The 16,448-nt window shown below is 38.0% G+C and carries 13 protein-coding genes; 6 read left to right on the plus strand and 7 right to left on the minus strand.

Features of this window, described 5'->3' with window-relative positions:
* Nucleotides 1–50: 50 nt before the first annotated feature.
* Nucleotides 51–986, plus strand: a complete 936-nt coding sequence (locus tag FTV32_RS03965) for an alpha/beta fold hydrolase (RefSeq protein WP_218947334.1) — start codon at nt 51–53, stop codon at nt 984–986.
* A 16-nt stretch (nt 987–1,002) separates the two neighbouring features.
* Nucleotides 1,003–1,908 (plus strand): LysR family transcriptional regulator OxyR, encoded by a 906-nt coding sequence (oxyR, locus tag FTV32_RS03970; protein WP_035266662.1) that lies wholly within the window; start codon nt 1,003–1,005, stop codon nt 1,906–1,908.
* A gap of 51 nt (nt 1,909–1,959) precedes the next feature.
* Here oxyR and ppk1 read toward each other — a convergent pair whose 3' ends face one another.
* Both ppk1 and mtgA read right to left on the minus strand, forming a co-directional pair.
* Nucleotides 1,960–4,038, minus strand: coding sequence for a polyphosphate kinase 1 (gene ppk1 / locus FTV32_RS03975; RefSeq protein ID WP_035266707.1), 2,079 nt, complete (start codon nt 4,036–4,038; stop codon nt 1,960–1,962).
* A gap of 124 nt (nt 4,039–4,162) precedes the next feature.
* Nucleotides 4,163–4,837 carry a monofunctional biosynthetic peptidoglycan transglycosylase gene (mtgA, locus tag FTV32_RS03980; RefSeq protein ID WP_035266660.1) on the minus strand — a complete coding sequence of 225 codons (675 nt, stop codon included), beginning with the start codon at nt 4,835–4,837 and terminating at the stop codon, nt 4,163–4,165.
* Between the two features lie 76 nt (nt 4,838–4,913).
* Here mtgA and FTV32_RS03985 point away from each other — a divergent pair, with 76 nt between their 5' ends.
* Nucleotides 4,914–5,726 carry a rhomboid family intramembrane serine protease gene (locus tag FTV32_RS03985; protein ID WP_180027980.1) on the plus strand — a complete coding sequence of 271 codons (813 nt, stop codon included), beginning with the start codon at nt 4,914–4,916 and terminating at the stop codon, nt 5,724–5,726.
* A 31-nt stretch (nt 5,727–5,757) separates the two neighbouring features.
* On the opposite strand, the gene FTV32_RS03990 is transcribed toward FTV32_RS03985, so the two are convergent.
* Nucleotides 5,758–8,244, minus strand: a complete 2,487-nt coding sequence (locus tag FTV32_RS03990; protein WP_180027981.1) for an ABC transporter permease — start codon at nt 8,242–8,244, stop codon at nt 5,758–5,760.
* Nucleotides 8,241–8,954 (minus strand): ABC transporter ATP-binding protein, encoded by a 714-nt coding sequence (locus FTV32_RS03995; protein WP_373683294.1) that lies wholly within the window; start codon nt 8,952–8,954, stop codon nt 8,241–8,243. Before FTV32_RS03995 ends, FTV32_RS03990 begins: the two co-directional genes overlap by 4 nt.
* Before the next feature lie 41 nt (nt 8,955–8,995).
* Between FTV32_RS03995 and FTV32_RS04000 the strand changes: the two genes are divergently transcribed.
* Complete coding sequence (locus FTV32_RS04000) at nt 8,996–9,640, plus strand: arylesterase (RefSeq protein WP_180027983.1); 645 nt, start codon at nt 8,996–8,998, stop codon at nt 9,638–9,640.
* A gap of 76 nt (nt 9,641–9,716) precedes the next feature.
* Here the strand turns inward: FTV32_RS04000 and FTV32_RS04005 are convergent, their stop codons facing one another.
* Nucleotides 9,717–10,331, minus strand: a complete 615-nt coding sequence (locus tag FTV32_RS04005) for a carbonic anhydrase (protein WP_035266649.1) — start codon at nt 10,329–10,331, stop codon at nt 9,717–9,719.
* Nucleotides 10,332–10,652: 321 nt separating this feature from the next.
* Here FTV32_RS04005 and FTV32_RS04010 point away from each other — a divergent pair, with 321 nt between their 5' ends.
* Complete coding sequence (locus FTV32_RS04010; RefSeq protein ID WP_180027984.1) at nt 10,653–11,663, plus strand: alpha/beta fold hydrolase; 1,011 nt, start codon at nt 10,653–10,655, stop codon at nt 11,661–11,663.
* 17 nt (nt 11,664–11,680) lie between these two features.
* A complete protein-coding gene (locus FTV32_RS04015) occupies nt 11,681–12,682 on the plus strand; it encodes a hypothetical protein (RefSeq protein ID WP_180027985.1) in 1,002 nt (333 codons plus the stop codon).
* 28 nt (nt 12,683–12,710) lie between these two features.
* Here the strand turns inward: FTV32_RS04015 and FTV32_RS04020 are convergent, their stop codons facing one another.
* Both FTV32_RS04020 and FTV32_RS17415 read right to left on the minus strand, forming a co-directional pair.
* Entirely contained in the window at nt 12,711–13,982 is a 1,272-nt protein-coding gene (locus FTV32_RS04020; protein WP_180027986.1) for a class I SAM-dependent methyltransferase, read from the minus strand.
* Nucleotides 13,983–14,052: 70 nt separating this feature from the next.
* On the minus strand, nt 14,053–16,311 hold the full coding sequence (locus FTV32_RS17415) for a TonB-dependent receptor domain-containing protein (RefSeq protein WP_180027987.1): 2,259 nt from the start codon (nt 16,309–16,311) through the stop codon (nt 14,053–14,055).
* Between the last annotated feature and the right edge of the window lie 137 nt (nt 16,312–16,448).

Genomic DNA, 16,448 nt, shown 5'->3' on the forward strand with positions numbered 1-16,448 from the left:
TTTAGGGTATTTTCAAATGAAAGTACCCTTTTAGTTTGGACAAAATAAAAATGAATAACGCACTAGAATATCAAGTTTCACCTTATGCTCCATTCATGCAAGAAAGTAAAGTGAGTCTAGGCAATGGGATCGACCTTCATATTGAAGTTGGGGGCAAGGCTGAACATCCTACGATTATTCTCATCATGGGACTGGGTGCGCAGATGCTTTTTTGGCCAGATTTTTTTTGCAAATCTTTAATAGACCAAGGTTTCAGAGTCGTTCGTTTCGATAACCGAGATATTGGCCTCTCAACAAAAATTAAGCACAAGGGACCTCGCCTCAATACATTTAAACTTATGGGTCGATTTGCTTTTGGTCTAGGAAATCAAGGCTCTCCTTACAATTTATTTGATATGGCTGAAGATGTAGCGTTACTCATTGAACGATTAGGTCTTGAAAAAGCGCATATTATTGGTGCATCAATGGGGGGAATGATCGCTCAGATATTGGCAGCAAAATATCCAGAAAAAGTGGATAAACTAGGATTATTATTTACCAGTAATAATCAGCCATTTCTTCCGCCACCATTTCCAAAACAATTATTTAGTCTTATTGGTCGCCCTGCATCGAATGATGAAGATGGTATTGTAAATCATAGTATTAAAGTCATTCAGACGATTGGTTCACCTGGTTACGTCAATCAATTGGAAGTTATTCAAAACGCGCGTAAATTATATAAGCGTAGTTATCATCCAGCGGGTGTACTTCAACAGTTTTTAGCAATATTATGTACAGGCTCATTAGTTTCTATCGATAAGCAAATTCAAAAGCCAACACTGGTTGTACATGGCTCAAAGGATCGTCTACTCCCTTTTAGCCACGGCAAGGCAGTATCAAAAGCAATATCAGGCGCAAAGTTTGAATTAATCGAAGGAATGGGGCATGATATTCCTGCGCATTTCATCCCACAACTGAGTGGTTTGTTTGCAAAACATTTTAAATGATAAACACTAGGACACTATGGCTGCATTACCATCCCTAAGACAGCTGTCATATCTCGTGACTCTGTCTGAGACGTTGCATTTTACAGAAGCAGCACGTCGCTCATTCGTTACTCAGTCTACGCTTTCTGGCGGGATTATGGAGCTCGAGCGTTTATTGGGTGGCGTTCTCGTTGAACGTGATCGCCAAAATGTACGTTTAACCCCTCTCGGTGAGCAAGTGGTTGCACGAGCACGTGTCCTTCTTGCTGATGCTCAAGATCTCATGCGACTGAGCCGTGAGATGAGCGAACCACTTACTGGTGATCTTCATTTAGGAATTATTCCAACGATTGCACCATTTATTTTGTCGCAACTGTTAGAAGAAGTTCATAAAGAGCTGCCTAAAATTCAACTACATCTTCATGAAGCACAGAGTGAACATTTGGTTGAAAAGCTAGAACATGGCAATTTAGACATGATCATGTTAGCGCTCCCATTCGACACACGTGGCTTAAAAGTCGCTGAAGTTGCGAAAGAGAGTTTGTACTTAGTTGCAAACAAAGCTGACCACAAAACGGCGCAAGCTAAATCTCTAGAAGACCTTGATTTGACACACCTCATGTTGCTTGAAGAAGGTCATTGCTTAAGAGACCATACTTTAAGTGTATGCCCTATCGGTGAACGCAAGAATGATCATCGCCTTAAAGCGAGCTCATTACCAACCTTGGTTGAAATGGTGAGTTCTAATCTGGGCTTTACATTACTACCTCAGATTGCGGTAAATACACATATGCTGAAAAATAATGATCAATTGGTGATCCGACCAATTGAGAATGCCCCTTCACGCATTCTGTCATTAGTGACGCGTAAAAGTACGCCATTGCAAAGCGAATTTGATGTCCTTTTACAAATTCTACAGCGCATTACTGCTGATATTTGCTAATAAGTCATCACAAAAAAGGAGCCATTTGGCTCCTTTTTTTATAAAAATCATTTAAGATTTAAAGAGTTCAAGCAATTTATGTTGCGCATTATGAGGAGTCTCACCTTCATCGCATTGCGCACGTGACCAAGTTCCATCACCATTTAACAACCAAGCTTGTTGATTATCTTTCATATAATTTAATAAACCATGTTGATAAATGTGCTTTCTCAAAGTTGGATCCTCAACAGGGAAACAAACTTCAACACGATTAAATAAATTACGATCCATCCAGTCTGCGCTTGAACAATACAGTCGTGGTTGCCCTGCATTTCCAAAATAATACACACGTGTGTGCTCTAAGAATCGTCCAACGATAGAGCGCACACGGATATTCTCAGAAAGCCCTGGCAAACCTGGTCTTAAACAACAAATTGAACGTATGATTAAATCAATCTGCACACCAGCTTGTGATGCTTCATAAAGTTTATTAATCAGTTGCACTTCAGTCAGCGCATTCACTTTCACAATAATCTGAGCTGGCTTACCCGCTTTGGCGTGAGCAATCTCTTCATCAATATAACTAATTAACTGTGTATGCAACGTAAATGGCGCATGAAGTAATTTCTTCAATTTTGCCATTTTGCCCATTCCAGTCAACTCTTGGAATATACGATGCACATCTTCACAAAGCTCTTTGTCCGTTGTCATCAATCCGTAATCGGTATAGATCCGGGCATTGGTTGCATGATAATTCCCTGTACCTAAGTGCACATAACGAACCAATTTATTATTTTCACGGCGCACAACGAGAATCATTTTTGCATGTGTTTTATAGCCTACAATGCCATAAACCACCACAGCACCAGCCTCTTGCAAAACATTTGCTACCGCAATATTTGACTCTTCATCGAATCGCGCTCGAAGTTCAATGACAGCTGTGACTTCTTTACCATTACGTGCAGCTTCAGCCAACACTTGAACAATCTCAGAATCAGGCCCACTTCGATATAATGTTTGCTTAATCGCTAAAACTTGTGGATCTCGTGCTGCCTCACGTAATAAATTAATAACTGGAGCAAATGATTCGAATGGATGATGTAAAAGAATGTCCTGTTTCTTCATCGCAGAAAAAACATTTTCAGACTTCTTTAATACTTTAGGAATGACCGGCGTATGTGAGTCATATCTCAAATGCGGACGTTTAAAATTAGACACTAAACGTGCCAAGTTCACAGGTCCATCAACTTTATATAATTGTTCTTCATGCAAGTCGAATTCGTTGAGAAGGTAATCATAAATATGTTTTGGGCAATTTTCTGTCACTTCTAAACGGACAGCACGTCCAAATCGACGAGAGTTTAACTCCCCTTTTAATGCTTTTGCCAAATCTTCGACATCTTCATTAAGGGCTAAATCCGCATTTCGCGTCACACGGAATTGATAGCAACCTGTCGCAGTCATTCCTGGGAATAAATCAGAGACATGCTCATGAATAATCGCTGACAGCATCACATGGTGTTCTTTACCATCGGTTAACTCGTCAGGTAAACGAACCACACGTGGTAAAGAACGTGGCGCAGGGACAACGGCTAAATCAATCTGTCGTCCAAAAGCATCTTTGCCTTCTAGCGTGACGATAAAGTTGAGTGATTTGTTGACTAAACGCGGGAATGGATGTGCTGGATCTAAACTAATTGGAGTAAGTACTGGCGCAACTTGTTCCTGAAAATATTTTTTAATCCATTGGGATTGAGCAGGTGTCAACTCTCCTCGACGTAAGAAGCAGATATCTTCTTCACGTAATTTTGGAAAAATTTCATCATTCAAAATACGATATTGACGCTCTATTGCAGCATGCGCAGTCTGTGAAATTTTCTCAAGAACTTGCTTTGGTGTTAACCCATCTGGACTACGGCTTTCATTACCGAGCTCCAATTGCTCCATAACACCCGCAACACGAATTTCAAAGAATTCGTCCATATTTCTTGAAAAAATCAATAAGAAATTCATTCGCTCAAGCAATGGATGCAATGGATCAACCGCTTGTTCTAAAACACGAAGATGAAAATCTAAAATTGAAAGTTCACGATTGATATATCGTTCATTATAAGTATATTCAGTTGGAGTATTTGTCATCGCGGTATTCATACCACAAAACCTGCATGCTAAAGATCTGTCTTAAGTATGCTTCAAATTTATGACAATTTCATAAAAAATGCACATGATCACTGTGCATTTTTGATCTCACGAAAGTTTTTTAGACAATTACATCTCACGGAATTCTTGAAGCATTCATGTAACGCAAAATAATTCGCTGTTTATTTTTGAGTTTACGATCTTGACGGTGGTGTTGATAATAACGCGGATTCGGCAAGATCGCTGCCAAAAATGCGGCTTGCTCACGTGTTAGACTGCTTGCCGATTTTCCAAAATAATGACGTGCTGCAGCTTCCACACCAAAAATATGATCTCCAAATTCAATGGAGTTCATGTATACCTCAAGAATGCGTTGTTTTGACCACATACGCTCCATCATGACAGTAGCGACAGCCTCTTGTCCTTTACGTAAAAAAGAACGCTTATTAAATAAAAATAGATTTTTGGATAATTGTTGGGAAATGGTAGATCCACCCGCAACCACTTGTTCTTTTTCTTTATTTCTTTCCAAAGCATGTTTTATGCCGTCAAAATCAAAGCCATGATGTTGCATAAATTTAGCATCTTCAGCTGCAATAATCGCACGTTTCAGATGATCACTGATATTCTCATAATCACGCCATTGATGCTGAATAGGCTTCGAACTGTCGGTCCAATATGTCCAACGCATGAGCATCGTTGTATCAACAGCATTGGTTCTCCACCATGCAAGACTTGAAAAAATCCATAGTTGAATTACAAGGATGATACTGACAATGACCAATAAAGTTCGAACAATAAATGCTTTCATGTCAGTGTGTTGCTCCTTTTGTTAGCGTAGTGCATGCTAGACCTTAATCCATATCATTATCACAGAATACAATGACATGACTGAAATGCAACCACCCCATTTTCAAAACCAATCACGTCTACCCTTAAGTCAGATTACGTTTTTACTCATTACACTGAATGTTGGACTTTTTATCTGGCAAATCTTTAGCGGGGTGGATGTATCAAACCCAGCAGCAATAGATGCTTTACGCTGGGGTGCTGATTATGCACCGCTGACTTATCTAGAGGAACCCCTCCGAATCTTCAGCAGTACATTTTTTCATTTTGGTCTTATTCATTTAATGCTCAATATGTGGGCATTGTATCTCTTTGGCAATGTCGCTGAGAAAACGCTTGGGCATGTTTATTTTCTAGGCTTGTATCTATTAGCAGGCATTATGGGAAGCTTGGTCAGTGGGCTGATTGACATAAGGAATAGTTACGAGCTATTGGAGCATATCAATCATGATTTATTTCCACGTGTATCCGCAGGTGCATCAGGTGCCGTTATGGGTTTAGGTGGTGCTTTAACGCTCTTATCTCTTTTTCCCCCTTTACCACAACAACAATTTCTCTTTGATCGTAAATCGCTACTGATCATCTTGGCATTAAATATTGCTATGGGATTCATGATCCCTGGAATAAATAATGCAGCGCATATTGGTGGAATGTTGATGGGTGCAGTCATGGCTTTATGTTGGTACATTGGTCAACGATTTAGACTAGGCTTCATCACTACCATCGTGGTACTTCCTCTAGGCATCTTCTTATGTTGGCTCATGTATCAATATAACTTAGGCTTAGTGAGCGGAATACAACCCATTTGGGCTGAAATGTTGCAGCAAATGAAAATGCAATTGGCATACTAATTCCAATTGCATTTTTTAGATCTCATAAATTTTATGATTGATTAAGTTCACGCAAGCTTTTTAATGGAGGAATCTCAGTTAAGTAGCTTAAACGATAACGACCAATCAGCGCACATAAAATCATCATGCTCATGGGTAGAATCACCCAGATTTCCCAATGCGGTTGTATAGCGAGATCCATTTTATAACTGGCGATCGCACTGATGACCTCAGCAAAAAAACACGATACTAAGCCAGCCATAAAGCCGATAAATCCAATTTCTAAACACAGCATATTTTTCAAATTGGGTTTTGAGCTGCCAAATGATCTTAAAATCGCGACTTCTCGCTTTCGCTCATCCATCAATAAATTAATGCAAGCAATCAACACCAAAAAACCTGAAACACTGACGAGAAGCGCAAGAATGGTAATAATTTGAACTAAAACAGATACTAAATTCTTAATTTCATCTAAAATTAAGGAAACATCGATAAATACAGTATTTGAGAACTGCTGAATTAGATTGACCAACTTGGATTTTTCATCTTGAGGTACAAAAAAACTTCCTAAATAACTTCCAGCATTTTCATCCATCGTATTCGGTGCAAAAATGAAGAAAAAGTTTGGACTGAAGCTTTCCCACTCGACTGTTCTTAAATTTACAACATTGGCTTGAAGTTCGCCTTCTGGCAAGCTAAAACTGAGTTGATCACCCACTTTTATTCCTAACTCTTCAGCAAGATTTGCCTCAACAGAAACATCTCCCACCTGCTGCAATTGCGGCTGTCCACTGACAATGACATTATCTTCTGGATAGCCTTGAACTTGAGTCAAATTCAACTCTCGTCTGAGTGAGTTATTTTGCGCTCTTAATGATTCCGAAAATGGCTGACCATTATGTTTAATTAGGCGTCCGCGGATATTCGGATACAAGGGTGTACTTGGCCAACCTTCTTTTTCGATCTGAGCTTTAAATTGCTCAACTTCAAATGGAGGAAGACCATAAATAAATTGATTTGGCGTACCTTCAGGTAACTGTTGCTGCCAACGATCTAATAGATCCGTCCTTAATACTACAAGAACTGTAATCAGGCTCAGACCTAATGCAAGTGCAGTAATTTGAAGTGCTGTTTGATTAGGTACACGTACATAGGCTGACCATCTATTTTTCAAAGATTTGATCATCTTTAATAGCAACCAAACTATGCTGAACATACTTGCACACAATGCGAGGATCGTACCGATAACGAGCAATGAGAGCTGTATATTTTGAGTGAGCAAAATACAAAATAAAATAAGACTTACAGCTCCCGATCCCAATAAGGTCAAGAGAGAACGCGTAGATTTAACATCCTCACGGATAACACGAATTGGAGGCGTATTTAAGAGCTGCATCAAACTTGGGACAATAAATCCAAACATCACAATGACACTGGTGAATATTGCAATTGGCAAAGGACCCAAAACCAAATCAAACAAGCTAAATTGGATGTCTAAATGCGGAATTAGTTGCAACATAAACTGCAATAAAATATAGCCTAGACCAATCCCTAATCCAGTACCGATGAACATCGCAACTACGACGACAATCATAAGCAATGCAATATAGTTCTTAAGAATTTGGAACTTTGCAGCCCCCATACATCTCATCAAAGCGACATGATCTTGATTTTGTTGAACGTACCGCTGACTGGTCAACGCAATTGCAATACCGCACAGTAAAATTGTAAGAATGTTTGCGAGCTGTAAAAAAGTATCTAGATTTTCAATTGGACGCATCAAGCGGGTATTCGCCTCGTCCGCAGTTCTCAAGCGAATTGAGCTTTGGGTTTCCATTGCTTGCTGATCATCTGCATTTGGTTCAATCATTTTTTTAGGATAGAGCTGATCAAAATAAGTCGTAAACTCATTAAGTCTATTCGGCTCACCAGACATAAGCAGACGATATTCGATACGACTTCCAGGCTGAATCGCATTGGTTGCCGCAACATCAGATTGTGAAATGATCACTGTAGGTGAAAAGGCTGAAAATCCGAGTTCTTGGTTAGAATCCTTTTCAATGACTCCTGTAACTGTAAAACTCGCATCTGCGATTTGAACCCTCTCCCCTATTTTGACATTTAATAAATCTAAAGCACGTTGACTCAGCCATACCTCTTCTGACCGAATAGCAGTTTGATCAGGTTGAATAATGAGTTCACCACGTAGCGGAAAATTGGACTCAATCGCTTTGACATTCACCATGACAAATTGTTCATCAGTATGTGCCATTGAACCAAAAACCGTCACTTGGGACTGTTGTAGATTGAGTTGGTTCGCCTTCTGTTTAAATTTTTCATTGAGCGGATATTGATCACTCAACACTAGATCTGCAGCTTGAAGCTTAGCAGCCTGCAATGAAACAGCTTGTTGAATCTGATCATTACTGAACTTTAAAGCGGTTGTCGCACTAATCGCGAGACTCAATGCAAAAATGAGCAAATAAATCCCTGTGCTAGCAAAACTTTGCTTCAACAAAGGTTTGAATAGCGCACTCATACACGCTCTCCAGAAGCTGAAGCGCCTTGCACTTTTTCTAATTGACCATCGATCAATTCATAATGCGTCTCACATTTTTGTGCTAGCTTTTGATCATGGGTGACTAAAACCAATGTAGTGCCCAGCTCCCGATTCAAATCAAATAAAAGCTGTTCAATCTCCTGGGCTGTCGTCCCATCTAAATTTCCCGTTGGTTCATCCGCAAATACAATTTTGGGCTCAGCAATTAAAGCGCGTGCAATTGCTACGCGTTGTTGTTCTCCCCCAGACAGTACTTTAGGTGTTTGAGTACTTTGACGATCTAAACCCACTTTGTTCAACCAATAAAGGGCTTGTTGTTCTGCTTTGGCATAATCAAAATTCTTTTGAATTCTCAGCGGCAACATAACATTTTCAAGCGCAGATAAAGAAGGTAAAAGCTGAAAGGATTGAAATACAAAACCAATATTTTCAAGTCTAATTTGAGCGCGTTGCTCTTCGCTTAATTGCTCAACTGCTATACCATTAATCGACAATGTTCCTGAACTTGGCTGATCTAATGTCGCCAGAATTCCCAACAGTGTAGATTTTCCAGAACCCGATCTACCTGTGATTGCGACTTGCTCGCCAGGATAAATTTGTAGATTTAGATTCTCAAAAATCGTCAACTTTTTTTGTTGGATCTGTATTGTTTGTGTCAATTGCTGTGCAGAAATTAACGCTTGTGGCATGATTGAAGAAGTTGAGTCATTACGAACCATAGAAAGCCTTTATGCAAATCAGTCAAAGTTTAAATATTGTTACATTGAGAAAAACTGCCTTTTTATTTATCTGCAGTTGTCTGTTTCTTTTACCGATCAATAGCTTTGCAAAAACTATCCTTATTCTTGGTGATAGTTTAAGTGCTGGTTACGGCGTACCCACAGAGAAAGGTTGGGTCAATCTTTTGCAAAAACGTCTTAATCAACAGTATCCGAAACAACATCGAGTGGTCAATGCAAGTGTCAGCGGTGAAACAACCAGTGGTGCATTAGCACGTTTGCCCAAATTGCTTCAAACACACAAACCAGATATTGTCGTAATTGAATTGGGAGGTAATGACGGTTTACGAGGTCAACCTCCAAAAATGATTCAACAAAACCTAACTCGATTAGTTCAATTGAGCCAAAAATCTAATGCCAAAGTACTCATATTTGGCATGAAGATTCCTCCAAACTATGGCTCAGCCTATAGCAAAGCCTTTGAAAATAATTATAGGGTTGTGAGCCAGCAATTTAATGTGAAGTTGCTCCCTTTTTTTCTAGAAGGTGTTGCTGGAAATAATAAACTCATGCAAAAAGATCTGATTCATCCTAATGAACAAGCTCAACCTAAACTCTTAAATAATGCATATCCTTACATTAAAGGCGCTCTATAAAGTTATAGACATAGAGATCCATAAATCCCAATCAATAAAAAAGCCAGCTTAAGCTGGCTTTTTTAAAATGCTGATATTAGAAGTCAAAGAATGTAACTTCACCTGTTTCAAGTGAGTATTCTGCACCTACAACTTTTAATTTACCTTGTGCAATCAAGTTTTCCAACACCGCAGAACCATGGCGCAACTGGTTAACTGAAGCAAAAACATTTGAGCGAACCGCGTGTACTGAAAGCTTTTTCAAATCATCTTTTAACTCAGTTTGCATTAAAATTTCGACTGATGGACGTACGCGATTGACAATAGACATCAAATTAACAGAAGGCGGTTGTTGAGGATTACGTAATGCTTCAATCGTTGAGTCGATTGCGCCGCAATGTGTATGACCCAATACAATCACTAAAGGACAATTAAAACTTTCGGCTGCAAACTCCACACTTCCAACTTGAGATGGAGCTACGATATTGCCTGCTACACGAATAACAAATAAATCACCTAAGCCCTGATCAAAAACCATTTCAGCTGGAACACGTGAATCAGAACATCCTAATACAATCGCAAATGGCTCTTGAGTTTCAGCCATCTGAGCACGCTCATGATGCGTCAATAATCGTTGATGCTTGGTTTGACCTTCAACAAAACGTTGATTACCAATTTTTAAACGTTCTAAAGCTTCTTGTGCAGTTAGCATCTTGTATCCATGGTTTATCAAGGTTTGAGGTAATTTTAATACTGTGCTTTTTGATTGTCACTGACAAAATTTAAACTCTGTTACAATTTTTGTTAATTGCTAAAAATATCTTCAATTTCTTCAAATCTGATGATTATGATCATTCCTTACTGAAACACTTTAGCAGCTGATTCAGCGCTTAAATTTATGTTTATGAAGTAAAACTTATTTAAATAGAGAACCAATTATCACAAAAATAGGATTTATTTTTTTACTTTTAACTACTACTTTATAAAAGTCACTTGATTATAATGTCGCCCTGTTTTAAGGGATTTCACCTGCATGTTTGTTCATTTTCCTTTACCCATATTAAAGCATCAACATTTATTTTCCATTTTACTCGCGTTAATGCTCAGCCTCGGTATCTCATCTACCCGAGCAAATACTGTTGAATTAATCGACTATCAAAAAGTTTTAAATGAAGAGCGTGCTTGGGCAGGACTATCCAATAAAACAATTCGCGTCGGTGATGTTGTGTGGTCTTATAGCGAAGGTGGTCCTACTGATCGACCTGCCTTATTACTCATTCATGGTATAGGCATGAATCGAGACAGTTGGAATCATGTCGCTCGGAATCTCACACAGCAATATCGTGTCATTATTGTTGACTTGCCTGGAAGTGGACAAACGCTAACACCAAAGGGATTTGACTTATCACTTCCTCATCTGACTGAACAGTTACGTCGTTTTGCAGAAGCATTACGCATTGAAAACCAGCTTAATCTAGCGGGTCACTCTGTCGGTGGATCAATCGGACTGATGTATGCTGCTAAATATCCTCAAGAAATGAAAAGTTTATTTCTGATCAGTGCCGGTGGATTATTCAGAAGTAACAAAACATTCTTCCTCAATAACCCAATTTATTTAAAGCAGCTTTTAATCTCACAACCTGGAGACTTGAATTATGTTTCTAGGAGAGTCATGCATAAAGCTCCCTTCGTACCCAGTTTAATCAAGAAACAACAAGAGCAAGCACTTATTCAACGCGCGGCGGATACATCTGAGTTGATTCATCAGCTTGTTAAACTCAATCAACAGTACACCGTTGAATCATTTGCTCAATTGTTAAAAAATATTGAGGTTGAAACATTGATTTTGTGGGGAAAACAAGATCAGATAGTAAATGTTGAAGTTGCACATGAATTAGGGACCGCCTTAAAAAAAGCACATCCCCCTATTTTATTAGATCAAATTGGTCATACACCTATCGTAGAAACACCTGATCTTGTGGCGCAACATTACTTAAGTTTTTTAAATAAGATGAATACCGTTAAAACGTCATCGTCAAATTAAGGATATTGAGAATTTTCATGGAAAAAAATCCTAAAATCGAACAGTTGATTGAGGCACATTTGGCATTTCTTGATCATGAATTTTCTCAAGATGACACCATTGAAAATGAATTTTTATATTTTTATCAATGGTTTCGAAAACAACCTTTAAAGCAAATTTGGTCTTTCGAGGCGATTAGTGCACTGCTTCAAAAACAAATTCTAAATACACCTACAACTGATTCTCTCGTTCAACAGATTGCGGAGCATATTCGATTTGCGTTGGTTCATCCGCTTAATGAAACGACTCAAATCGAAGATATTATCTCGGTTCACACCATTGATCGAATTGCACTTTATATTTCATCTAAAAGTGCTCACCGCCAAGCTCTAATTAAACGTATTGTGAACAATCCCGCATTTTCGAGTATGCTCACCGAGTTAATCCATCATTCTATTCAGGATTATATTGATAATTCAGTGATGAATAAAAAAGTACCCGGTGTCGGCCGCTTTATGAAAATGGGGAAATCAGTTCTTGAAAGTGTCACTGATTCAAATCTTGATGATACGGTCAAACATTATCTGCAAAAAAATATTATCAAGATCAGTCAAATTAGCGAACAAGTGATTAACCAACACTTTGATGATAATAAGCTATACCACTTTCAAGCCAATCTTTGGCACAAAATAAAGCAAGTCCCACTCTCTGCTGTTAAAAACTATGTTGAAATCAATGATCTACCAAATACTGTGGCAATGGGACATGATATTTGGGACAACCTCCGTCAAACTGAATATCTAAAGCAACAAGTACACGATGGTATTTACACGTGGTATTGCCATAATCAAGACCGCTCTTTTGATCTGATCATGCAAGATATCAATATCAACGAAAGCCTTGTTCAAAATGAATTAAGTGCTCTACTCTGCCCCGTAATCAAGCATATGATTTCTAGTGAACACCTTAAACACCGTGCACGTGTATATCTTGAAAAATTCTACTATTCTGAACCAGCACTAAGTATTCTCACATCTTAATTAGAAAACCGCTCCTTAGAGCGGTTTATTAGAAATATGTCGTCGGTATTTGAATCTCAATTTGATGCTCACTCAGCAATGAATTGAGACGTTCTATTTTACGTAGGTCCTTTGATTTTCTATGCTCGCTTATAGGGTAGATATAATGGCAATTCATCAATAAAAATATACTCTCAACAAGTAGTTTTAAATTTTGCTGAAAACAAGGAAGGTGATGTAACTGTTGAAAAGTTTTAGAACCTGTTCTTAAACTTTCAATAATTGCACTGATCACCTCCTTCGGAGCTTGAATTGGGCCAATTGATGTTTTTAAATTAATATTATCCAATCGCTCATTGTTAAGAATAAGATCTAATCTAATCTTATGTAAAATTCCTAAATGGTCTTCAAAACGGTAATTCACTGATTTTTTTTGAAACAAATCCATACGCTGCTTTGAATCCCGAGCAATATCTTTTAGATACTCTTTTGTATTCGAAATATTCACATCTGATATCAACTGTTGCAAGTCGACTGGAATGCTAAGAGAATCTAAGTTTTCAGTTGGAACTGCACTCCCAATATATGATAGATCAGCTTCGATCTTTAAAATCTCATGTACATCTACACTATAAAGGGGTTGCCAATAATTAGTTAAAAGTTCGTGAGCGAGATAATTGGTATCATTTTTTAATGTATTCACAATTCCTTGTATTTTGTCATATCCAATAAAAGCGCCTCTCCGATTTAATTCACTCACTAGTGCTGTAGACAATTCAATACTTTGAGCAGATTGCTGAGACGTATTTTTATCAACCAAGTTAAAGATTTTTTGAATAGGCTGTAAAGTAGCGGATCCAGGAAAGCACATATAGTGTAAATAGAATAGCCCTTGGTCCTTTAAAGATTTATCTAGAATCTGCCTAATAAAATATTGATTGTGTTCAGAAACCCAAGAATACACTCCATGACAGACAATGAAATCAAACACTTCATTATTATTTTTGTTAAATTTTTCAAAGTCTATATTTAAGAATCTTATATTGCTTAATTGTAAGGATTGAGCAAGCTCTGTAGCTCGTTGTATGTGTTTGTCATTAAAATCCACTCCGACAAACTCAGCGTGCGGATTTGCCATTGCTGCCACAATCAAGTTAAGACCACAACCACAACCTAACTCTAAATATCGAAAATTTTGAGATATATCTGGCGCTATATAACCTTGAAATTGGCTGATTGTACTCAGCCAAATTGGCTGCATCTCTGGATAAAAAAACATAGGATAGATGGTGTCAACCACATAGCCATCGACGCGCTTCATTATTTTCCTTCTAAACTCGACTATTCAAAGCTTGGAGTGAGATTCTCGCTCTCACTCCAAGCACAAGACATTAAAACTTATAATTCAAGGCAAAGCTGTAACGTCGGCCATCAAGCACCCAATCATTTCCATCTTTCAGTACATTTTTGTTTGCAACATTATATACACCAGTAGATAGCTGGAATTGGTCACTATACTTATACACAGCTCCAACATCTACAAATGTATAAGCTGGTGTTTTATCTCCATCGGTATCACCCACTGTTTTGCCACGATAATTCAATTGAGTCCATAAATACAATTGATCATTAAAGTCCCAATCTAAGCCTGCATTAAACATATGTTTAGGCAAATTATTCAATGGTTTACCTTCATACTGTCCAGATTTTTGCTCACTATCTGTGAATGTATAAGAGTGTCTATATTTTAAGTAATCTGTGATGTTGTAATCTGTGGTCAGTTCAAGCCCTCTAATTTCGGCCTTATCAATGTTATAGTTGAGTGTATAACCATTTGCGTTATATGGCAGATTAGGGTTGGACTGATAGAAAGCACTGCTATCAACGAAATCATTAATTTCAGATTGAGTGTAAGGCGGCTCACCGTCATTTTTTGGGGGAAGTCGACTACCATCTAAACGACCAGATCGAGTAATTTTATCGTTAAAGTCAGTTTGATAGACCATAAGACTTGCAGATAAACCCAATTCAGGATGAGTGAATGCAAAACCTGTTTCATACGTTAAACTGGTTTCTGGCTTTAAATTTGGGTTTGGCATAATTGCCCCGCCCATTGAGTTCAGCATGTAATCTGGAGAAGAATTACGTAAGCTCGGCGCTTTATAGCCTGAAATTACACCTCCTTTTAAAGTCACGTTGTCTGTAGCTTTATAAACTGCATATGCCTTTGGACTGAAATTATCACCAAAAAACTCATTTTCATCGAAACGACCACTTAAGGTTAGTGCTAACTTATCACTGAAATTCCAAGTATCTTCTGCAAAAATAGACCATTGATATCGATCCATTTTAGTGACTTTACCAGCCATCGCTGCATTTTGGTTACTTGTACCATCCTCAAGATTTTCTTTTAAATATCGCCCGCCAATGGTCAGACTATGATCTTCGAAAAAGTACGTTCCTTGGGTATTGGCTGTGATAGTCTCAAATAAAATCCCCCCCGGATTTTGAACTTTACCCACAGTACGCCCTGTAATTGCATTATTTTTATCTTTATCATATTGCAAGTAAGAAGTGAGTTTTAGATTGTCGTACTCACCATCATGAGTAAGGCTAAAATTATTTTTTTCTAATTCTGAGTAAGTCCCTGTATTCGGTACGACATCTGAACGATAGATTAGCTCACCATCATCATTACGATTATTCGTATTATATGCTGGATAATAATTTCCATTAGATAGAACGAAATCTTTACCATCAATATCAACTTTAGGACCCGTTACTGAAACATACTGGGTATAACTTTTACCTGGGTTGTGTGTACGCTCTTGTTGAGTTCTTACATATTCAGCAGTGAGTGTGTTTTTTTCATCTGGTGTAAAAACAAACTTTGTACCTAGATTTGTTTTTTGAAAATCTGGTTCACTCTCACCTGTTTCGGCTGTATTTTTTTGTAATGAACTTTCTTCAATCGTTTGAAGACCAGCTGTAACTTGAACCGAAAGAAGCTTATCAATTAATGGTGCATTTACATACAAGCTGGTATTGGTTGCGTCGTTGTTAACGTCATTCGATTTACCAGCTTTGATATATTCTGTTCGAATACTTGCAGTCAAACGATCTTGATGCTTTTTAGTAATGATATTAATTACACCACCCATAGCATCAGAACCATATAGAGAGGATGACGGGCCTCGAATCACTTCAATACGTTCAATTGATTCTATTGGCGGTAAGAAGTTTACTGATGCTCCTTGAACCCCCCCATTTGTTGTTAAAAGACTACCATCATTCATTGGACGTCCATCTACTAAAAATAAGGTATAAGCTGATCCCATACCCCGAATGGAGATCGTCTGGTTCGTTCCACCGCCTTGTACAAATACACCTGGAACATTTTTCAATGCATCAGTTACATCACTATAAGATTTTTTTTCTAATTCTTCGGCAGTAATCACTGAAATCGTAGCAGCAGCATCCGCTATATTTTGCTCATAACCACTCGCTGAAGTTACGACAATTGTTTTTAACTTAGTTGTATCTTGTTTTGCATTAATATCTTGACCAATTTGCTCTTGTGCAAAACTTGAAACCGACATAGTGGTTAAGACAGCAAACGCTAACTTAGATTTTAAAAATGTCTTTTGCATTGTGTAATTACCAAAGAATGTGTGGAGAGATCTTGTTCGAATTGTGTCGCATTGTAACAAATGATAATCACTTTGCAATAGATTATGATAACTATTCTCATTTATAGTTTTGTTTTTACATTTCAATTTTATTGATA

It is taken from the genome of Acinetobacter sp. YH16032 (genome assembly GCF_013417345.1).
Lineage (GTDB): Bacteria > Pseudomonadota > Gammaproteobacteria > Pseudomonadales > Moraxellaceae > Acinetobacter.